This is a genomic window from Cyclobacterium xiamenense, from assembly GCF_900109255.1.
Lineage (GTDB): Bacteria > Bacteroidota > Bacteroidia > Cytophagales > Cyclobacteriaceae > Cyclobacterium > Cyclobacterium xiamenense.
Genome location: NZ_FNZH01000004.1, coordinates 360,768 through 378,739, shown reverse-complemented (window position 1 = coordinate 378,739; position 17,972 = coordinate 360,768). Strand labels below are relative to the sequence as shown.

The 17,972-nt window shown below is 51.9% G+C and carries 13 protein-coding genes; 7 read left to right on the top strand and 6 right to left on the bottom strand.

What is annotated here, in order from left to right; translation table 11 throughout:
* Positions 1-215 precede the first annotated feature (215 nt).
* Entirely contained in the window at positions 216-2,063 is a 1,848-nt protein-coding gene (locus BMW71_RS15140; protein WP_177179660.1) for a M1 family metallopeptidase, read from the top strand.
* A 75-nt stretch (positions 2,064-2,138) separates the two neighbouring features.
* Here BMW71_RS15140 and BMW71_RS15135 read toward each other — a convergent pair whose 3' ends face one another.
* The gene (locus BMW71_RS15135; protein WP_092175703.1) at positions 2,139-3,497 is read right to left on the bottom strand and encodes a hypothetical protein; all 1,359 of its coding nucleotides are present in this window, start codon (positions 3,495-3,497) and stop codon (positions 2,139-2,141) included.
* A gap of 223 nt (positions 3,498-3,720) precedes the next feature.
* Between BMW71_RS15135 and BMW71_RS15130 the strand changes: the two genes are divergently transcribed.
* Entirely contained in the window at positions 3,721-4,092 is a 372-nt protein-coding gene (locus BMW71_RS15130) for a hypothetical protein (RefSeq protein WP_143057639.1), read from the top strand.
* On the opposite strand, the gene BMW71_RS15125 is transcribed toward BMW71_RS15130, so the two are convergent.
* Positions 4,055-5,164, bottom strand: a complete 1,110-nt coding sequence (locus BMW71_RS15125) for a DUF6920 family protein (protein WP_143057638.1) — start codon at positions 5,162-5,164, stop codon at positions 4,055-4,057. The two genes, BMW71_RS15130 and BMW71_RS15125, sit on opposite strands and share 38 nt — an antisense overlap.
* A gap of 163 nt (positions 5,165-5,327) precedes the next feature.
* On the opposite strand from BMW71_RS15125, the gene BMW71_RS15120 reads away from it, so the two are divergent.
* Positions 5,328-7,748: a glycoside hydrolase family 31 protein gene (locus BMW71_RS15120; protein ID WP_092175696.1), complete on the top strand. Its 2,421-nt coding sequence runs from the start codon at positions 5,328-5,330 to the stop codon at positions 7,746-7,748.
* An 18-nt stretch (positions 7,749-7,766) separates the two neighbouring features.
* Here the strand turns inward: BMW71_RS15120 and BMW71_RS15115 are convergent, their stop codons facing one another.
* On the bottom strand, positions 7,767-8,570 hold the full coding sequence (locus BMW71_RS15115) for a M48 family metallopeptidase (RefSeq protein ID WP_092175693.1): 804 nt from the start codon (positions 8,568-8,570) through the stop codon (positions 7,767-7,769).
* Positions 8,571-8,757: 187 nt separating this feature from the next.
* Between BMW71_RS15115 and BMW71_RS15110 the strand changes: the two genes are divergently transcribed.
* Together BMW71_RS15110 and BMW71_RS15105 are read left to right on the top strand one after the other, a co-directional pair.
* Positions 8,758-11,088, top strand: coding sequence for a hypothetical protein (locus BMW71_RS15110; RefSeq protein WP_177179659.1), 2,331 nt, complete (start codon positions 8,758-8,760; stop codon positions 11,086-11,088).
* A 149-nt stretch (positions 11,089-11,237) separates the two neighbouring features.
* The gene (locus BMW71_RS15105) at positions 11,238-11,738 is read left to right on the top strand and encodes a PaaI family thioesterase (RefSeq protein ID WP_218145589.1); all 501 of its coding nucleotides are present in this window, start codon (positions 11,238-11,240) and stop codon (positions 11,736-11,738) included.
* 7 nt (positions 11,739-11,745) lie between these two features.
* Here BMW71_RS15105 and trxA read toward each other — a convergent pair whose 3' ends face one another.
* Positions 11,746-12,063: a thioredoxin gene (trxA, locus tag BMW71_RS15100; RefSeq protein WP_092175688.1), complete on the bottom strand. Its 318-nt coding sequence runs from the start codon at positions 12,061-12,063 to the stop codon at positions 11,746-11,748.
* A 63-nt stretch (positions 12,064-12,126) separates the two neighbouring features.
* On the bottom strand, positions 12,127-12,681 hold the full coding sequence (locus BMW71_RS15095; protein WP_177179657.1) for a DinB family protein: 555 nt from the start codon (positions 12,679-12,681) through the stop codon (positions 12,127-12,129).
* A gap of 44 nt (positions 12,682-12,725) precedes the next feature.
* Between BMW71_RS15095 and BMW71_RS15090 the strand changes: the two genes are divergently transcribed.
* On the top strand, positions 12,726-14,756 hold the full coding sequence (locus BMW71_RS15090; protein WP_092175682.1) for a M3 family metallopeptidase: 2,031 nt from the start codon (positions 12,726-12,728) through the stop codon (positions 14,754-14,756).
* 375 nt (positions 14,757-15,131) lie between these two features.
* Here the strand turns inward: BMW71_RS15090 and BMW71_RS15085 are convergent, their stop codons facing one another.
* A complete protein-coding gene (locus BMW71_RS15085) occupies positions 15,132-16,223 on the bottom strand; it encodes a cation diffusion facilitator family transporter (RefSeq protein WP_394333696.1) in 1,092 nt (363 codons plus the stop codon).
* A 377-nt stretch (positions 16,224-16,600) separates the two neighbouring features.
* Between BMW71_RS15085 and BMW71_RS15080 the strand changes: the two genes are divergently transcribed.
* Positions 16,601-17,896: a serine hydrolase domain-containing protein gene (locus BMW71_RS15080; protein ID WP_092175680.1), complete on the top strand. Its 1,296-nt coding sequence runs from the start codon at positions 16,601-16,603 to the stop codon at positions 17,894-17,896.
* The last annotated feature ends 76 nt before the right edge of the window (positions 17,897-17,972 follow it).

The following is a 17,972-nucleotide window of genomic DNA, read 5'->3' as shown; positions in this document are numbered from 1 at the left end:
CGGCAGCAAAAGGTCGATTAAACCTTTCCGGTTCCAGTCAGGCCGGCATTGACCGGCGCTGCTTTCCCTGTTTTTTTTCGGTAGTTTCGATGAGTTGCAGGCTGCCTATCCTAGCTCTCAAAACACGCCGCTCGCTAAGAACAACCTTAGAATTAAACAAACGGTTTGGCCGCTGGCATAATTTGCTTTATTTTGGGGCAAAAACTAAACTACGCATGAAAAAATTCTCGTCTTTTTCACTTTTGGCGCTTTGCCTGGCCTTTGTCGGGTCCTCGGTGAATGGGCAGTCCCAGCGCTGGCAACAATCCATCAATTACCAGATGGACGTGGACATGGATGTTGCTACCAACCGCTACACGGGCACCCAGACCATCGCCTACTCCAACCATTCTCCGGATACCCTGCGGCGGGTATTTTTTCATTTGTATTACAATGCCTTTCAGCCCAACAGCATGATGGACGAACGATCCCGAAGCATCGCAGACCCCGACCGGAGAGTGGGCGAGCGTATTTTGAACCTGCGACCGGAGGAAATCGGCTACATGCGCGTCAAGCGTCTGCACATGAACGGACAGCCCGTGTCGATGGAGGAAGTGGGGACCATTCTGGAAGTGGACCTGCCGGAGCCCATTTTGCCAAACAGCACGGTCCTATTTGAGTCGGAATTTGAGGCGCAGGTGCCCCTTCAGGTGCGCAGGGCCGGACGGGACAATGCCGAAGGTATCCGGTACAGCATGGCCCAATGGTACCCCAAGCTGGCCAATTACGACGAACAGGGCTGGCATGCGCATGCCTACATCGGGCGGGAGTTTTACGGCACCTGGGGTAATTTTGACGTGAAAATCACCCTGGACAAAGCCTATGTACTGGGTGGTACCGGCTACCTGCAAAATGCAGCGGAAATCGGCCACGGATACGAAAGCGCAGGACAGACCGTGCCCGAAACGGACGAATCCACCCGTACCTGGCATTTTTACGCACCGCGGGTACACGATTTTATGTGGGCGGCGGATCCGGAATTTACCCACGATACCCGGCAGATGGACAACGGAATCGCCCTGCATTTTTTCTACGAAAAAAACTCCAAGACCGAAAAAAACTGGGCTGCGCTACAGGAATATACCGAAAAAGCCATGGCGTATTTCAGCGAACACTACGGGGAGTATCCCTACCGGCAGTTTTCGGTGGTACAGGGCGGAGACGGCGGCATGGAATACCCCATGTCCACCTTGATTACCGGACACCGTACGCTGGGAAGCCTGGTGGGGGTGATGGTGCACGAACTGGCCCACAGCTGGTTTCAGGGAGTATTGGGGTCCAACGAATCGCTCTACCCCTGGATGGACGAAGGATTTACCACCTTTGCAAGCAACCGGTGCATGGCAGCCATTTTCTCGGAGGAACCTTCCGACTTTCCCCAGCGGGGCGCCTACTCCAGTTACGAGCGACTGGTGCAGTCCGGCCTGGAAGAACCCATGGCCACCCATGCCGACCATTACCATACGAATACCGCCTACGGCGTGGCCGCCTATTCCAAAGGAGCCCTTTTCCTTTCCCAAATGGGCTATATCATCGGGGAAGAGGTACGGGATCGTGCCATGTTGCAGTATTGGGATCAATGGAAATTCCGGCATCCGAATGCCAACGACATCACGCGGGTGATGGAAAAAGCCAGCGGGCTGGAACTCGACTGGTTTAAGGAATACTGGGTGTATTCCACCAATACCATCGATTATGCCATTGCCTCCGTAAGCGAAGAAAACGGCAAGACGAAGATCCTACTGGAAAGGAAAGGGCGGATGCCCATGCCCATCGATCTGGTGGTGACGTACCGGGATGGAGAGCAGGAAACCATCTACCTCCCCCTGGAAATGATGCGGGGCGGAAAAAACTCCGAAGCCGGCTTTCCGGAAATCACGCAGGTCCACAAATGGCCCTGGACCCACCGGAGCATGGAGCTGCAACTGGATCGGCCGGTAGCTGCGGTGCGGAACCTTTCCATCGACCCTTCCCTACGCCTGGCAGACGTCAACCGGGAAAACAACGAATGGGTTAACGAGTAATGCGCACGCCGCCATCCGGGAGGACCCGATTTATGGATCCCTCCGGATGGTATTTTTACCGTAGGGAAACGGGCCTTATTCCAGCCGCAGCTGGTATTGCAGAACAACTGCCGTCCTGCGTTGGTACTGCACCAGACTACCTACCGGGTTGGCATCGAATACCGGGCGGTTCTGAAAAGCCAGGCTTACTTTTGAACGCTGTCCGTCAAAAAGCAGGTTCACACCTCCCTCCAGGTACCGGACCGGTTCCTGGAGTTTTTCGTACACGGAATACTGCCCGGAGACAAAGGGCTGGATTTTTTCCGTTCTGCCCGGGATTTTCCAGGTATGGGCCAGCTGAAAATGACCGGTATGTCCCGTTCCAATGGCCGGCCAGGCATTGCCCGTTCCGCTAAAAGTGCCCCGTTCATTCGTGCCATTCCCGACGTTATTGAAGCCGATTACCCGCAGGTAATTGGGGCCGAAATCGTAATAAAAATAGCCCAGGTAAAAGGTCCAGGCCTTGTCGTTGTATCCCGGGAGTTCGCCAAAAATATCCGCTGCAAACAGGGTAATGGCCGAAGTAACCGTATCGGAGGCCGCATTTAGGTGCCACATGGCCCGGTTTTGCTTTTCAATTCCCAGGCCCAGCGCCAGTATTTTTTTCTCGCCATCGTAGGTCCCGGGATGAAATGGACTAAGGCTTTCGTGTTCGAAAAACTGGTATTTCACATAGGCCGCCGTTTGCATGCCCGGTTTGAGGCCGGCAAATCGAGAATCGGGGACAGGTGCGGTGTTTTCCACCGGCGCATAGGGCCGGCTGAAGACCACCCGGTAGTCCCAGGCACCGGCCTGACCCGCCAGGAATGCGCTTAGCTTGCGGAGAATATTGTCGGTTTGATTGACCGTGGGAATCAAAAAGGGTGATACATCCAGGGTCAGCAACTTGCTGGTCAGGGGCGCAGCGAACCGCGAGGTGCCGTTCCATCCGGACTGCCCCCCACCCACCGTGAGGTTCCGGTGAAGCCGGTGGTCCACATAAAAATCCAGCAAGCGAATTTCACCCGATCGGGCCGTCAGGTAGTTGATGTTGTTCTGTCCCAGGGTCAGGGTCAGATTGGTTTTTTCCCGTATCCGTGCGTAGGTCTGAAAACGAAGCCGGCGAACCGAAATATCAAAAAACCCGGGTGAAGGTTCGCCGTTAATCAAGGTGCCGGGGTTGTTTTGGTTGTACCGCATCCACACCTGCCCGGTCAGCCGCAGCCCGGCATACGAACTGCTGTCCTTTTCCAGGTAAAACCGCAAGGGGATGCGCTGCGCCTGACCCTGGTAAAACAGGCAGAAAAGAAGGGCAAGCAAGAAAAAGAGACGCCTCAAGGCCCGATAGGGCTTGTTAGTTGAGGCATACGCATTCGGAAAAATCATGTGACCCGGCTTGGCTAAACGAATTTTCATAAAGTACGCACATCGTTGAGATGAAGTCAAAAATTATCCGATTTAATTTCCGTTCGTCGGCTAATCGTTCCACCAGCCAGAACCTCTCTCCCCTAAAAATAACCGACGGTACGCCCCTGAAACCGGTAAACAGCAATTAATTTGCCTTTTTTCCTTTCTATTTTTGGGATTTGATGCGGGGATTTCGTAGCTTAAGCGCATACGATACCAAACCCAAGTGATCATGAAGCCACGTGTACTCCTTACCTGTCTTTCCCTTTTACTGGTGATACAAGTCCAGGCCCAGGACGACCTGGAACTGGAAAGAAAAACAACGGACAAAACCTACCATTTTCAGGAATTCGAGGCCTTGCAGTTTGAGGCCATCCATCCCGATGAGGTGTCTGCGGTTACCTTTCAGGCAAAAGACCTGGAGTACCATGCTTCCCCTACTCCACCGCCCCCACTCGGAAATTACCGGGATTTTAAACTAATAAAGGTTACCCTTCCGACGGCCCTCGCCAATAACCTGATGCCTGTAAACGAATCCGGGGGGAAACCGTTTGGCGAATACCTGGTCAAGCGGGAGATTCGCCCTCGTCCCGACGATAAGTAACCGAAAGAATGCGGATACGGGCCCAGGTCCAGGGGCCCTCGTCCAGCAGCCAGGTGGCCTCGCATTGCACCGGAAGTTCCACACCCTCCATGGTCTGGTAGCCCTTGGCCTCCACAATCCAGGGTTTTCGCGTGGCGCCTTCCTCCCCACCCAGATACCGCTCCGTCTGAAAGCGCAAAAATCTTCCGGAATCATCGAAGGTAAAGGTGCCGGTAGCCTTTTGCCCCCAATAGGACAGCGTTGCTTTGGCCTCGTTTGGCCCCAACCGCTCCCATTCGAGGTAGCTGCTTCGAGCCGCAGAAGGAAACCATACCAGCTCTCCCAGGAATCGCTGCAGGGAGCCTTCGTCGATTTTGGGATTGTCTTTTTCGTCAACCAATGGAATCAGCGACCAGAGTTTGATCAGCATTTCCCCGTTTCCCCGACGGAGTAAATCCCGCCCTTTCACCGCTACCAGGGGCAGGATGGATAGGTCCAAAGACCAGACAAAACCGGGCTCCAAGGGATTAAAGAATTGACTGGCGGATCCCCGGTACCAATTCGTTTGCTCAGGTTTCAGTTTTAGTTCGAAGTCCTGCAACACCTGGACCTGTGAGGGAATTGGGGTAGCTTCGGCGCCCGAACGCTTCAGCCAGCGTTGCACCGGTTCGGGAAGCGCCGCCAACGGCTGCATCTCCGCCTGTCCGCCTGAAGTCACTTCGGAGGGGAACAAGTCCTGTACCTCCATCGCAACTTTTCGTTCAAACCGATCCATGGACCAGGCATGCAGGGCTACCAGTAGCAGCAGCAGGTTGGGCAGCGTCCCAAATTTTGCCTCGCTCCAATACAGCGAGATCAACACCTGAGAGAATAGTGCAACGAGCAGGGCCAGGTACCACCAGTTTTTACCGGACCCGGCGTAGGCAACGACGACGAGTATCATCCCCAGCCCAGCCATTAGCCAGAGCAGGCCCGTGCTTTTGGAAAGGTGGAGGGGAAGTGCTTTTAGTTCCATCCATTCGAAGGCCTTCAAAAACCCCAGCAAATGGATCAGGGCATGCAGCGTCAATAGGAGAATAAAGGTAATTTTCATCCATTTAAGGTAGCTTTTTTCCAACTTTCCTACAAAAAAATGAATAGTCGGATGTAGGTTATGCTGGTAAAAAATTCAAAAAATACGGGGATATGAATCAAAAAGTACTTTTCAAAGCTGAATATCCTGCTTACATTGACCGGTATCAGCAGCGATAGCAACCATGAAAAAAACTTCCTCCCTACCGCTGGTTCCGGGCAAGGTCCGAAGCCACCACCTCAGTCCTACGGGGATTGACGGAACCACCGCAAACGCCCGGTTTGAAATTCAGGTATTTCGGGAAAACACCTTCCGCGTGCGGGTAAGTAATCAGAAAGCGTGGCAGGCTAATCCGTATTCGGTGGCGATCGGTCCGGAGGAAAACTGCTTTGAATTTGAAGAGGATGCGGACTATTTGGTCCTCAAAACCAGCAAACTTCAGCTGTGGATAGGCAAGGGAAACCTGTCCATGGTATTCAAAACGCCCAGCGGCGAGGTCATTAGCGAAGAGGACCCCGACTTTGGGATCAATTGGCTGGGTACCGAGGTAAGCAGTTACAAGAAACTTCAGGAATGGGAAAAATTCATCGGCCTGGGTGAAAAAAACGGTGGGCTGAATCGGTACGGACAGACCTACACCCATTGGAATACCGATCACTTTGCCTACGGTACCGATGACGATCCCCTGTATTGTTCCATTCCCTTTTACATGGGACTGCATCACGGAATTGCCTACGGAGTATTTTTTGACAACCCGCACAGGACCACCTTTAATTTTGGTGCGGGTAACAACCGGTATTCGTACTTTTCTGCAGAGGACGGCGATTTGGACTATTACTTTTTCCACGATACCTCGCTCCCGGCCATTCTCTCGGCCTATACCCACTTAACGGGACCTCCACCCCTACCTCCCCGCTGGGCGCTGGGTTACCAGCAGTGTCGGTATTCCTATTACCCAGACAAGGACGTCATTCGCCTGGCTGAAACCTTCCGGGACAAAGCCATTCCCGGGGACGTCATTTACCTGGATATCCACCACATGGATGCGTACAAGGTTTTCACTTTCGACGAGGCCCGCTTTCCCGATCCGGCAGGAATGATCCGGCAGTTGAAAAAACTTGGATTTCGGGTGGTGGTCATCCTGGATCCTGGAATAAAGGCCGACACGAGCTACGCGTCCTTTGCCGAAGGCAGCGCGAAGGGATTGTTTGTGTCCTATCCGGGCGGAAAGCCCTATGAGGGGCAGGTATGGCCGGGCTGGTGTACCTTCCCGGATTTCACCTTACCCGAGGCCCGGACCTGGTGGGGGCAGGCGCTGAAGTTTTACACCGAGCTGGGTGTAGATGGCTTTTGGACCGATATGAACGAACCGGCCACCTGGGGGCAGACCCTTCCCAATGTGGTTCAGTTTGATTTTGAAGGCGCCGGGGCCAGCCACCGAAAAGCCAGAAACGTGTACGGCATGCAAATGGCCCGAAGTACCCGGGAAGGACAGGAAAAACAGCGACCAGATAACCGGCCTTTTGTCTTGACGCGTTCGGGCTTTGCCGGTGTGCAGCGGTATGCGGCTATCTGGACCGGAGACAACGTATCCAGCGATGCGCACATGCTGGCCGGTGTGCGCCTGGTAAACAGCCTGGGACTGAGCGGCGTGCCTTTTGCCGGTTATGATATCGGTGGGTTTGTGGGCAATTGTACGCCGGAACTTTTCGCCCGGTGGATCAGCATCGCAGCATTTTGCCCGCTGTTTCGCGCCCATACCATGATCAACAGCCACGCCTCCGAGCCCTGGTCCTTTGGGGAAGAAGTGGAAGCCATCGCCCGTAACTACATCCGCTTGCGGTACAAATTGATGCCGGCCATTTACGCGGCATTTTACGCCAGTCATACTAGCGGCCTACCGGTGGCAAAAAGCCTTGCGCTGGCCTATCCCTTTGACGACCGCATCTACCACGGGGCCTACGATAGCCAATACCTTTTTTGCGAGAATTTGTTGGTCGTACCGGTGCAAAGCCACCAAAGCCTGACCAAACTGTACCTACCGGAAGGCGACTGGTACCACCTGTTTTCCGGAAAAAAACAATCGGGAGCCAGAGAGATTTTCTGGGAGTGTCCGCTGAATTACTTACCGGTCTTTGTGGCAGCCGGAGCCATTGTGCCCATGCAATCGGTCACTCAGCATGCTACGGATGCGCACGACGGACGGATAAAATTACACATATTTCAGGGTAAGGGAGTGTGGCAGCAACTAATTTACGAAGACGACGGCAGCAGCAATGCCTACCTTACTGGATCCTGGGCCCGTCGTACGGTCCAAATGGATCACGATCATGGGCTGCTCGAAATAGGCGCCCTGCAGGGAAATTTTCCCAGCAGCTATACCCAGGCAAAAATCTATTTTCATGGCTTTTCAGACCAGGTGGCGGAAGTTGGAGGTAAGCGGGTAAAATTGGACGTCGGCAACATCGCATTTTTGGATGAAATTGCTGAGTTTGACCCCCTGCCCAGCGGGGATCACGATTTTCAGATTTGCGCGTCCGTGCCCAATCTGACGCTTAATCTGGATGCATCCGCTCAGACCGTTCGGTTAAAAGGCATTGGCTAAGGCAAAGTAGAAGACCTATCAGCGCCGGTTTGCCTGGTAGTATTCCATCGCCTTATCCATTTGTTCGTTGAGCTGATCGATTCTACGTTCCGGACCGGGGTGGGTGGAAAGAAATTCGGGCGGTCGCTCTCCCGAGGCCTGAGCGTTCATCCGCTCCCAAAATGTGGGCGCCTCCCTGGGATCGTAGCCCGCGATGGCCATAAAGATCAATCCCAGCTGATCGGCCTCCAGTTCCTGATCCCGGGAAAACTTCAGCATCCCCACCTGACCGCCAAAGCCAACGGCCTGCAAAAATATGGTTTGGGTAAGGCTGGGATTTTCGCCCATGGCGGCCTGAAGGCCTCCCAGTAGCCCATTGGCCACCATGCCCTGCGACATGCGTTCCCTTGCATGGCTGGCAATGGCGTGCGCTACTTCGTGCCCCATCACCACCGCAATTCCGGTTTCGTCCTGGCAAACCGGCAAAATCCCCGTGTAAAAGGCGACTTTGCCTCCGGGCATGCACCAGGCATTTACCTGCTCGCTTTCCAGTAGATTAAATTCCCAGGCAAAACCATCGGTAATTTCTGAATGACCGGTTTCCTCCAGGTATTTTTCTACAGCCGAAGCAATCCGGCGCCCCACCGTCACTACCTGCTTGCCTTCGCGGGTATTGGTCAGGATTTTACTATCTTTGAGTACCTCTCCGTACTGATCGTAGGAAAGCGGCAAGACCTCGGCATTGCTGACAATGCTGAGCTGCCTTCTCCCGCTCAAGGGTACAGTCGCGCAACTGTAAGCAAAAAGGCCAAATAAAAGGAGTGCGGTTATTTTCTTGTACATGGTGCTAAAACTATAAACAGCTTGCTTCGTTCAAAAAAGATGCCAGAACGAAATAAAAAAAATAAAAAATAAATGCTTGTAAAACGTATATCAACCAGAAATTTTCACAGATGTAAAACATAAATCCCTGTATTCAGGTTACTTTCCTAGTACGAATCCGAATTTTAACCAAGTCCCTAAATTAATTATGAAAAAGTATTATCACGTATTACTTCTAATGCTTGGTATGGCAGGAACCCTATTTTTGCAGTCCTGCGTAGACGAGCAGAGCCCGGCAGATGCGCTGGATCTTTCCGGCACCAGTAGAACCTATCCGTTAAATGCAGTCGATGGATCAGGGATTAGTGGAAATGTAGTTTTTGAAGAAGGAGAAGGCGGATACACCAAAGTGACCATCAACCTGAGTGGCACGCCGAATGGCGGTGCCCATCCTGCCCACATTCATTTTAACTCCGCGGCAGAAGGTGGCGGCATCGCCATTTCACTGGAACCTGTAAACGGCACCACCGGCAGCAGTGTTACCCTGGTGAATCAGCTAGACGACGGGACCTTTATTGATTACGACGGGTTGACAAGCTTTGAGGGCTACGTCAACGTGCATTTGGCCTACGGACAATTGGAAACCGTCGTCGCCCAGGGAGACATCGGAGGAAATGCCCTGGATGGCACCACCAAACAGTACAACCTGTTGACCAAGGACGTAGATGGCATCAGCGGTACCATCCTTTTCGAGAAAAGTGTGGGAGGCTTTACCGTAGCCACCATCGATCTGAGTGGAACACCTGCAGGTGGTTCGCATCCGGCACACATTCACGCCAATTCGGCAGCTGAAGGCGGAGGAATTCTGATATCCTTCAATCCGGTAGACGGTTCCACCGGCATGAGTCGCACAATCATTCGCACCGACGACGCAGGCAACCCCGTAAGTTTTGAAGACATCCTTGCGCTGGATGCGTACGTCAATGTACACCTGGCTGCCAATCAATTGGGAACCATCGTGGCACAGGGAGATATCGGCAGTAACGAATTAACCGAAAACTTTAAAGAATACCGACTTAATGAGTTGGCCGTACCGGGAATTTCCGGTTCCATTATCTTCAAAGAGCGGCTAAATGGATTCACACTGGCAAGCATACAGCTGGATAACACTCCCGATGGGGGAATGCACCCCGCACACATTCACGCCAATTCAGCAGCTGAAGGCGGAGGTATCATTGTCGGATTTAATCCGGTAGATGGAACCACCGGACGCAGCGAAACCACCATTCGGCAGCTTTCCAATGGACAACCCCTGACCTACAACCAAATCTTGGATTTGGACGGCTACGTCAACGTACACCTTTCCATGAACCAACTGTCGACCATCGTGGCGCAGGGCGATATTGGGGGCAACGAACTGACCGGAATGAGCATGATGTATCCGTTAAACGAATTAGCGGTGCCGGGAATAGCCGGTTCCGTCACCTTTGAGGAGCGGAAAAACGGATTCTCCCTGGCGACCATTGAGCTGGCCAATACCCCTGAGGGTGGGGTGCACCCGGCGCATATACACGCCAATTCGGCGGCTGAAGGCGGCGGGATTCTGGTGTCTTTCAATCCGGTAAACGGAACGACCGGCATGAGCAAAACTACCATTCGCTCCCTGGATTCCGGAGAAGCACTGAGCTACGCGCAGATCCTGGACATGAACGGCTACGTGAACGTACATCTTTCCATGGATCAGCTGGGCGTTATCGTGGCACAAGGCGATATCGGAGAAAATGAGCTCACCGGAGAAATGAAAATGTATACACTCAATGAGTTGGCTGTGCCTGGTATCTCTGGCTCGATCACCTTCGAGGAACGCAAGAGCGGCTTCTCCCTGGCGACCATACAGCTGGACAACACACCGGATGGTGGCGTCCACCCGGCGCATATCCATGCCAATTCGGCCGCCGAGGGCGGAGGCATCCTGGTGTCTTTCAATCCGGTAAACGGCACCACCGGCATGAGCAAAACAACGATCCGCGCGCTGGATGCTGGCGGAGCGCTTACCTATTCGGAAATCCTGCAAATTGATGGGTATGTAAACGTACACCTATCCATGGATCAACTCGGCGTAATTGTGGCGCAGGGAGACATTGGAGGTAACGAACTGACCGGTATCAGCAGCACCTACGACCTGGGCGAGTTGGCTGTACCCGGAATCAGCGGAACGATTACCTTTAGCGAAAGGCAAAATGGCTTTACGCTGGCAACCATCACGCTTTCCAATACACCGGATGGCGGCGTCCATCCGGCCCATATCCATGCCAATTCTGCCGAAGAAGGTGGGGGAATTCTGGTTTCGTTCACGCCTGTAAACGGTACCACGGGCATGAGTCATACCACCATCCGAGCCCTGGATAGCGGCGGCGCACTCAGTTACGAAGACCTACTCACCCTAGATGGGTATGTCAATGTACACCTCTCCATGGATCAATTGGGCGTGATCGTGGCGCAAGGGAACATTGGAAGCAACGCGGCAGTGCCTGCTTAATGCATACAATCGGGAACTGCTGATACAGGCGGCCCGGTTCACAAAAACTTAGTATGGGTTTATATAATAAAAACCGTAGCCATATTGGTTACGGTTTTTTTTATATTGTAGGCAGGACGGCAAAATGGCTGTCAAAAAACGACCCAACCTTGACAAATACAGGCATGAATACCCAGCAAAAACGCGTACAACGCCTACTTTTATGGCCTCCCGGTTTTATCTGGTACATGGCCCGAAAGTTGCCCTCCGTCCTCTTCTGGGGCATTCGGGTATTGCAATTGAACGCCAACCACTGCCGGACGCAGCTTCCCTTTAGCTGGCGGACAAAAAATCCCTTTCGATCCATTTACTTTTCGGCCCTGTGCGGCGCAGCCGAATTGGCCAGCGGGGCCCTCTGCCTGTTCCATACAAGTGGAACGGGCTCCTACTCCATGCTTGTTACCGAATTTGAGGCAGAATTTATAAAAAAAGCTACCCAAACCGTTACCATGGAGTGTAGGGAAGGAAACCGGATACACGAAGCGCTTCAAGCACTCAAACAACCCGGAGACAGCTGCCAAATAAGCCTGGCGGTGAGCGGACTCCATCCCGATGGAGAAACCCTGGCTCGCTTTCGTGTCACCTGGTCGTTTAAACGCAGGCATCCCTAGCCCCGGTTTAGACCGTCTCTACCGCATGCCGGTCGATTACCTGCACGAGCTGATGGGCAGGCACAACCCCGGACTGGCGCCATACGGGTTTTCCATGCTGGAATAATATCAGGGTGGGCACACCCCTCACCTGGAATTTACTGGCCGCAAGAGGGTTTTTATCCACGTCGATTTTGATGATTTTAGCTTTTGGCCCTACTTTAGCCGCCGTTTCCTGAAGGATCGGCTGCATCATTTGGCAAGGCCCACACCAGGTAGCATAGAAATCCACCAATACAGGCTGCTCACCACTAATTATTTCCGAGAAACTTTTTCCACTAGACATACGCTGATTTGTTTATTTACGAACAAAAGTAGTTCGGCCACGGGGAAATATCAGTAATAAACATCACAAAGCGACTCCTCCGGGAAGGAAAGGTCCGTAGTGTTTCCGGATGCCTTCAATGTGATGCTCCAGGTGCCCGAAAATGATGTGGATCAATGCAGAAAGGGACATGGGATGCCCGCTTACCGTTCCCTGGCAGGTCCATTGCCCTGCCGGCACCTGCCCGATAAATCCCCAGAGCAATTCCCGGTGAAGTAGGAAGGAACGCAGGAGCTGCTGCGGGGAAAGCGCATCAAAATTCGCCGTCCGGACATAGGCATCCTGATCAAATCCGGGGAATGCCGCCTGCTCTCCCCTGCTGATGCACAAGGCCCGAAAATGCATGATTTTCTCGGTGTCCAGGATATGCCCCAGAAGCTGGTTTAGTGACCATTTTCCTTCCCGATACCCCTTGATTGCATTACCGGGCTGCAGGCCCGTGTAAACCGATCGAATGAAATCCTCTTGTCGCTCGGATAGTTGTCTTAACTCCTTGCCTGAAACCCGATCGATGTATCCCTGGTAGAAGGAATGGTAGCTTCCGGCTATTGGTAGCCGCAGTTTCGTAGTAGTCTCCATTATTTTGTTAATTTTGCACGACAATATAACCAGAAAGATACGCCATGAATCCATTATTGGAAAAATTCGATACTCCATTTGAAACTGCTCCCTTTGATCGTATTGCGAACGAGCATTTTTTGCCGGCAGTGAAAGAGGCCATTCAGTTGGCAAAAGAAGAGATTGCCCGGATTAAGGAGGAACGATTGCCCGATTTCACCAACACGGTGGTGGCGTTGGAAAATTCGGGGGAAAAGCTATCCAGGGTAGCGTCGATTTTTTTCAACCTGAACGCCGCAGAAACCAACGACACGATCCAAAAACTGGCACGAGAGATCTCCCCGCTGCTATCTGCCCACGGCAACGATGTACTGCTGGACGAGGAATTGTTTGACCGAATTCGTCAGGTATACCAGCAAAAGGAACAACTACACCTCAGTACCGAAGAAGACCGACTGCTGGAAAAAACCTACAAATCTTTTCTCAGAAACGGGGCGTTGCTGCATGCAGCGGGAAAGGAACGGTTGCGGGAAATCGATCAGCAGCTTTCGCAATTGGGGCTGCGGTTTGGCGAAAATGTGCTCAAAGAAACCAATGCCTTCGAGCTGGTAATTACCGAGGAAAAGGACCTGGAGGGCCTTCCCGAAGGTGTGGTAGAAGCCGCTGCGCAGACCGCCGAAGAAAAAGGAAAGGCGGGAAGTTGGGTTTTCACGCTGGCCTTCCCCAGCTACGTGCCGTTTATGACCTATGCCAATAATCGGGAATTGCGGAAGATGCTGTTTATGGCCTACACCACCAAAGCCGCAAAAGGGGATGCCCTGGATAACCAGGAGATCATCAAGGAAATCGTACGATTGAAAGACGAGCGGGCGCGATTACTCGACTACCCCAACTATGCGGCATTTGTGCTCGAGGAGCGGATGGCAGGGGATGGCATGCAGGTTTTGGAATTTTTGCACGATTTGCTCGAGAAGGCCCGGCCCAAGGCCCTTGCCGAAATGGAGGAACTGGAAGCCTTTGCCAGGGAGCGGGACGGCTTGGAAAAACTCCAAAAATGGGACGTGAACTTTTACGCGGAAAAGCTGAAAATGAAAAAATACGAGGTTGACGACGAACTGCTAAAGCCGTATTTTGAGTTAAACCGCACCATCGACGGCGTCTTCCTGACCGCGGAAAAACTGTACGGCATCCGTTTTGAGAAAAACTCCTCCATTCCGGTATACCATCCCGATGTAACGGCCTACGAGGTAAAAGACGAGCAGGGAGCGCACCTGGCGGTATTCTACGCGGATTTTTTCCCCCGGGCCGGAAAACGGAACGGTGCCTGGATGACCGTGTACCGGGGTCAGAAAAGGCAGCAGGGAAACGAGCAGCGACCCCATGTCTCCATTGTGTGTAACTTCACCAAGCCCACCAAAACCAAGCCTTCCCTGCTGACATTTAATGAAGTGACCACCCTTTTTCATGAATTTGGTCATGCCCTGCACGGGATGCTTGCAAATGGTACGTTTGAATCCCTTTCCGGCACCAATGTGTACTGGGACTTCGTGGAGCTTCCTTCCCAGATTTTTGAAAACTGGTGCTACGAAAAAGACTGTCTGGATTTGTTTGCCCGGCATTACGAAACCGGAGCACCCATTCCGCAGCAATTGATTGAAAAAATCAAAAAAGCGGCCAACTTCCACCAGGGATACCAAACGGTCCGACAGATCAGCCTGGGCTTACTGGACATGGCCTACTACACCACGGATCCGACGAGTATCGACGATATTTTCGCTTTTGAACGGGAGGTTATGAAGCCAACGGAACTGCTTGAACCGGTACCCGGCAGCTTGATGAGCACCTCTTTCTCGCATATTTTTCAGGGAGGCTATGCCGCCGGCTATTACAGCTACAAATGGGCAGAGGTACTAGACGCGGATGCGTTCGAGCTATTTCTGGAAAAGGGCATATTCGATCCGGAAACGGCGCGCTCGTTTAAAGAAAACATCCTCGCCATGGGCGGGCAAGAACATCCGGAAATATTGTACAAACGGTTTAGAGGAAGGGGGCCGGAAACCACTGCCTTGCTCAAAAGGGCCGGATTACTCGCCTAAGGAAAAACAAAAAAAGGGGCGCGCGAGGGCCCCTTTTTGAAAAGGCATAGCAGAAAATCCTGACGTGAGCTGTATCCTACTAAAAAGCAAAAAATGACGGGCTTTCGTGTTAGATGATGATAAATCCGATTATCAACAACCATATTATAGCAGACACCATTATAAGTACGGTAAATTGTTTATCTTTCATAGCTCTGAAATTTTAGGTATCATTTACGGAATTAAGATACAAAATTCAGCGTATAAAACAAAATTTTATACGTATAAATATATTCAATACCTAACAAATATCAGGAAATCACTTGCAAAAAAAACAATTATTCAGCACTTAAGGCGCTGCGAACGGCAAATAATGTTATTTATTTTAAAAAATATTCATTTTTTTTCTTTTTTATCGTCCGATTGAATTTTTTCGACAACCGGGGACGATTGGGTTCTGAGGGAAGAAAGATGGCTTAGTTCGTGGTAATGTTTTTGATTTTTGGACATGTTTTCAGCAGTCCACTTAATCTTTTTACGTTTGGGGTATTTCCTTACCGCACAATCGCTTACCTGGCAATAGTGGCAACAGGATTCGGGCAGACAGGGGTCCGCATGGACAAACACTTCCGTGTATCCCGGCATGTTTTTTTCCAATACTTCTTCTACCTCTTCCACCTGGTCGTGAACCCGAACCAGATCAAAGTAATAAGGCAAGGTAAGGTGCAGGTCGATGTGGCTGTCTCCGCCATACTGCTGCACCCGCATGTTGTGAATATCGATCCAATTTGCCTTCCGGTTGCGGTTTAGGACCTGTACGGCCAGGTTGACTACTTTGGGATTGGACTCGTCCATAAGCCCCGCCACGGACCGTCTGACCAAAACGTACCCGTTAAAGATGATGTACCCCGCAAAGGCCAGGGAAAGAAGGCTGTCCAAAAACACCCAGCCGGAGAAATAAATCACCCCTATTCCTGCGATCAACACAAAACTGGAAATGGCATCCGTAGACAGGTGTCTGCCGTCCGCTTCCAGGGTAATGCTGTGAAGCAGCCGCCCCTTTTTTTGAAGGATATAGCCCAAAACCCCATTGACCAGTCCAGAAAAACCCACCAGAGCCATCCCCAGGGGCAGCTCTGCCAATACCTGTGGGAAAATCATGGCGCGAACCGACTGGTAAATGATAAAAACGCCGGCCAGAATGATCAACGTGCCTTCGATACCGGCGCTAAAAAACTCGATCTTCCCATGCCCATAGGGATGGTTGCTATCCTTAGGCAGGGAACTGAGGTAAATGCTATACAAGGCAAAAACCGAGGCCACCACGTTCACAATGCTTTCCATGGCATCGGTCAAAATGGCAGTGGATCCGGTCAAAAAATAGGAGTAAAACTTGATTGCCAGCAAGAGCAAACTAATGACTACTGACCAAATGATAAGACGTCTTTTTTCCTGATCCACTGTGTTCGTTCCCTGGTATGAGTTCAAAAATACGGTTATTTGATAGCTTGCAAAAATAAACCTCCACAAATAAACCCTTTGGCGCCAATAATTTAACTAGAAAATTGATTGTCAATTTCTTACACTAGAAAAAAGCCAGCCAGCGGCGGTAGGTACTGCCGTTCACCCTACAACGGAGGAGCGCACAAGCCATCCTTTCCGAGCCTCTGGGTTGCGGACGATTGGGTAGCGGGATTTTATCGGGGAGGCGGCCGTACCGAAACCGACCCGGCCGGTTTACCAACCGGAATTGTTCGGTAGTTTTGCTCGTATACCAGCATTTGACGCGTCAGCGTAATGAATTGACAGAAGAATTGGTTACTTTCAAGGGTTATTTATATTGATTACCTATCCATCTATTTCCAATGATTCGAAAAACAGTACCCATTTTCCTAGTCCTTGCATGTACGAGCCTGATTCACCTGCATGCCCAAACCCCTTCCCAACAGAAAAGCCCTCCCCTACAGACCGGTTCCCCCGAAGCGGTGGGATTGTCCGCGGAGCGACTGGATCGCATCGACCACATGCTGCAGGAGGCAGTGGAAGAAAACACCATTCCCGGCGCGGTGGCCTTGGTTGCACGCAACGGAAAAATTGTCTTTCACGAAGCATATGGACAAGCCAATACCTCCGGCAAGCCCCTGCAAAAAGATGCCATTTTCCGCATCGCTTCCCAAACAAAAGCCATCACCTCCACGGCCGTTATGATGCTCTGGGAGGAAGGGAAATTCCAATTGGACGATCCCATTTCCAAATACATTCCGGAGTTCAAAAATCCGCAAGTGCTGGTCAATTTCCGGTATGCCGACACGAGTTATACCGCTCGTCCGGCCGAGCGGGAAATCACCATCCGCCATTTGCTCACCCATACCTCAGGCCTGGGCTACGGGGTGATCGATGGGGACGAACGGATGAAGATGCTGTACCAGAAGGCAGGCACCACGGACCTGTTTACTACCGAAAACGTGCCGATCAAGGAGATCGTACTGAAATTGGCCGAATTGCCGCTGCACCACGACCCGGGCACGAAATACACCTACAGCATGGGATTGGACGTACTGGGATATTTTATTGAAGTCATCTCCGGAATGAGCTTTGAGCAATTCCTTTACGAACGTCTCTTTGGTCCTTTGGGCATGGAAGACACGGGCTTTTACCTTCCCCGATCCAAGGCCGACCGGCTGGTAGCCATTCAACGCAAGGTAAACGGGCAATGGGAAGACTATCCGAATACCTTTTACGATGTGGATTACCCAATTAATGGATCCTCCTTTTACTCGGGTGGCGCAGGCCTTTCCAGTACAGCAAAAGATTACGCTACCTTCCTCCAACTATACCTGAATGGAGGGGAGCTGAATGGCAAGCGCTTTCTCAGCAGGACCACCATCGCCACCATGATGGCCGACCAAACATTGGAACTTTACGGAGGCGCAGAGCAGCATTACGGCCTGGCTTTTGGCGTTTTGACCGAGCGGGGCCAGGCCAAGGGAGGACTGGGAAGCCCCGGTACCTTTGTCTGGGGAGGGTATTTTAACACCCAATATTTTGCCGATCCGCAGGAAAAAATTATCGGAATAATTCTAAAACAAACCCAAGGCCCTACCGGCGATCAGACTGCCTGGAAATTCAAACAGCTGGTTGGTGCGGCTGTGGACGATTGACAGATAGGTAAGAAGGAAACGCAAGCCCCGCTTTTTTTAACGAGCGGATAGCGTTACCTTGTAGGAAACGAGCACG

Bases quoted from the DNA above. Each gene is read 5' to 3' on its own strand.
- BMW71_RS15140 (WP_177179660.1), top strand. From the start codon at position 216: ATGAAAAAATTCTCGTCTTTTTCACTTTTGGCGCTTTGCCTGGCCTTT.
- BMW71_RS15090 (WP_092175682.1), top strand. From the start codon at position 12,726: ATGAATCCATTATTGGAAAAATTCGATACTCCATTTGAAACTGCTCCC.
- BMW71_RS15115 (WP_092175693.1), bottom strand. From the start codon at position 8,570: ATGTACAAGAAAATAACCGCACTCCTTTTATTTGGCCTTTTTGCTTAC.
- BMW71_RS15125 (WP_143057638.1), bottom strand. From the start codon at position 5,164: ATGAAAATTACCTTTATTCTCCTATTGACGCTGCATGCCCTGATCCAT.
- BMW71_RS15120 (WP_092175696.1), top strand. From the start codon at position 5,328: ATGAAAAAAACTTCCTCCCTACCGCTGGTTCCGGGCAAGGTCCGAAGC.
- trxA (WP_092175688.1), bottom strand. From the start codon at position 12,063: ATGTCTAGTGGAAAAAGTTTCTCGGAAATAATTAGTGGTGAGCAGCCT.
- BMW71_RS15130 (WP_143057639.1), top strand. From the start codon at position 3,721: ATGAAGCCACGTGTACTCCTTACCTGTCTTTCCCTTTTACTGGTGATA.
- BMW71_RS15135 (WP_092175703.1), bottom strand. From the start codon at position 3,497: ATGAAAATTCGTTTAGCCAAGCCGGGTCACATGATTTTTCCGAATGCG.
- BMW71_RS15095 (WP_177179657.1), bottom strand. From the start codon at position 12,681: ATGGAGACTACTACGAAACTGCGGCTACCAATAGCCGGAAGCTACCAT.
- BMW71_RS15080 (WP_092175680.1), top strand. From the start codon at position 16,601: ATGATTCGAAAAACAGTACCCATTTTCCTAGTCCTTGCATGTACGAGC.
- BMW71_RS15110 (WP_177179659.1), top strand. From the start codon at position 8,758: ATGAAAAAGTATTATCACGTATTACTTCTAATGCTTGGTATGGCAGGA.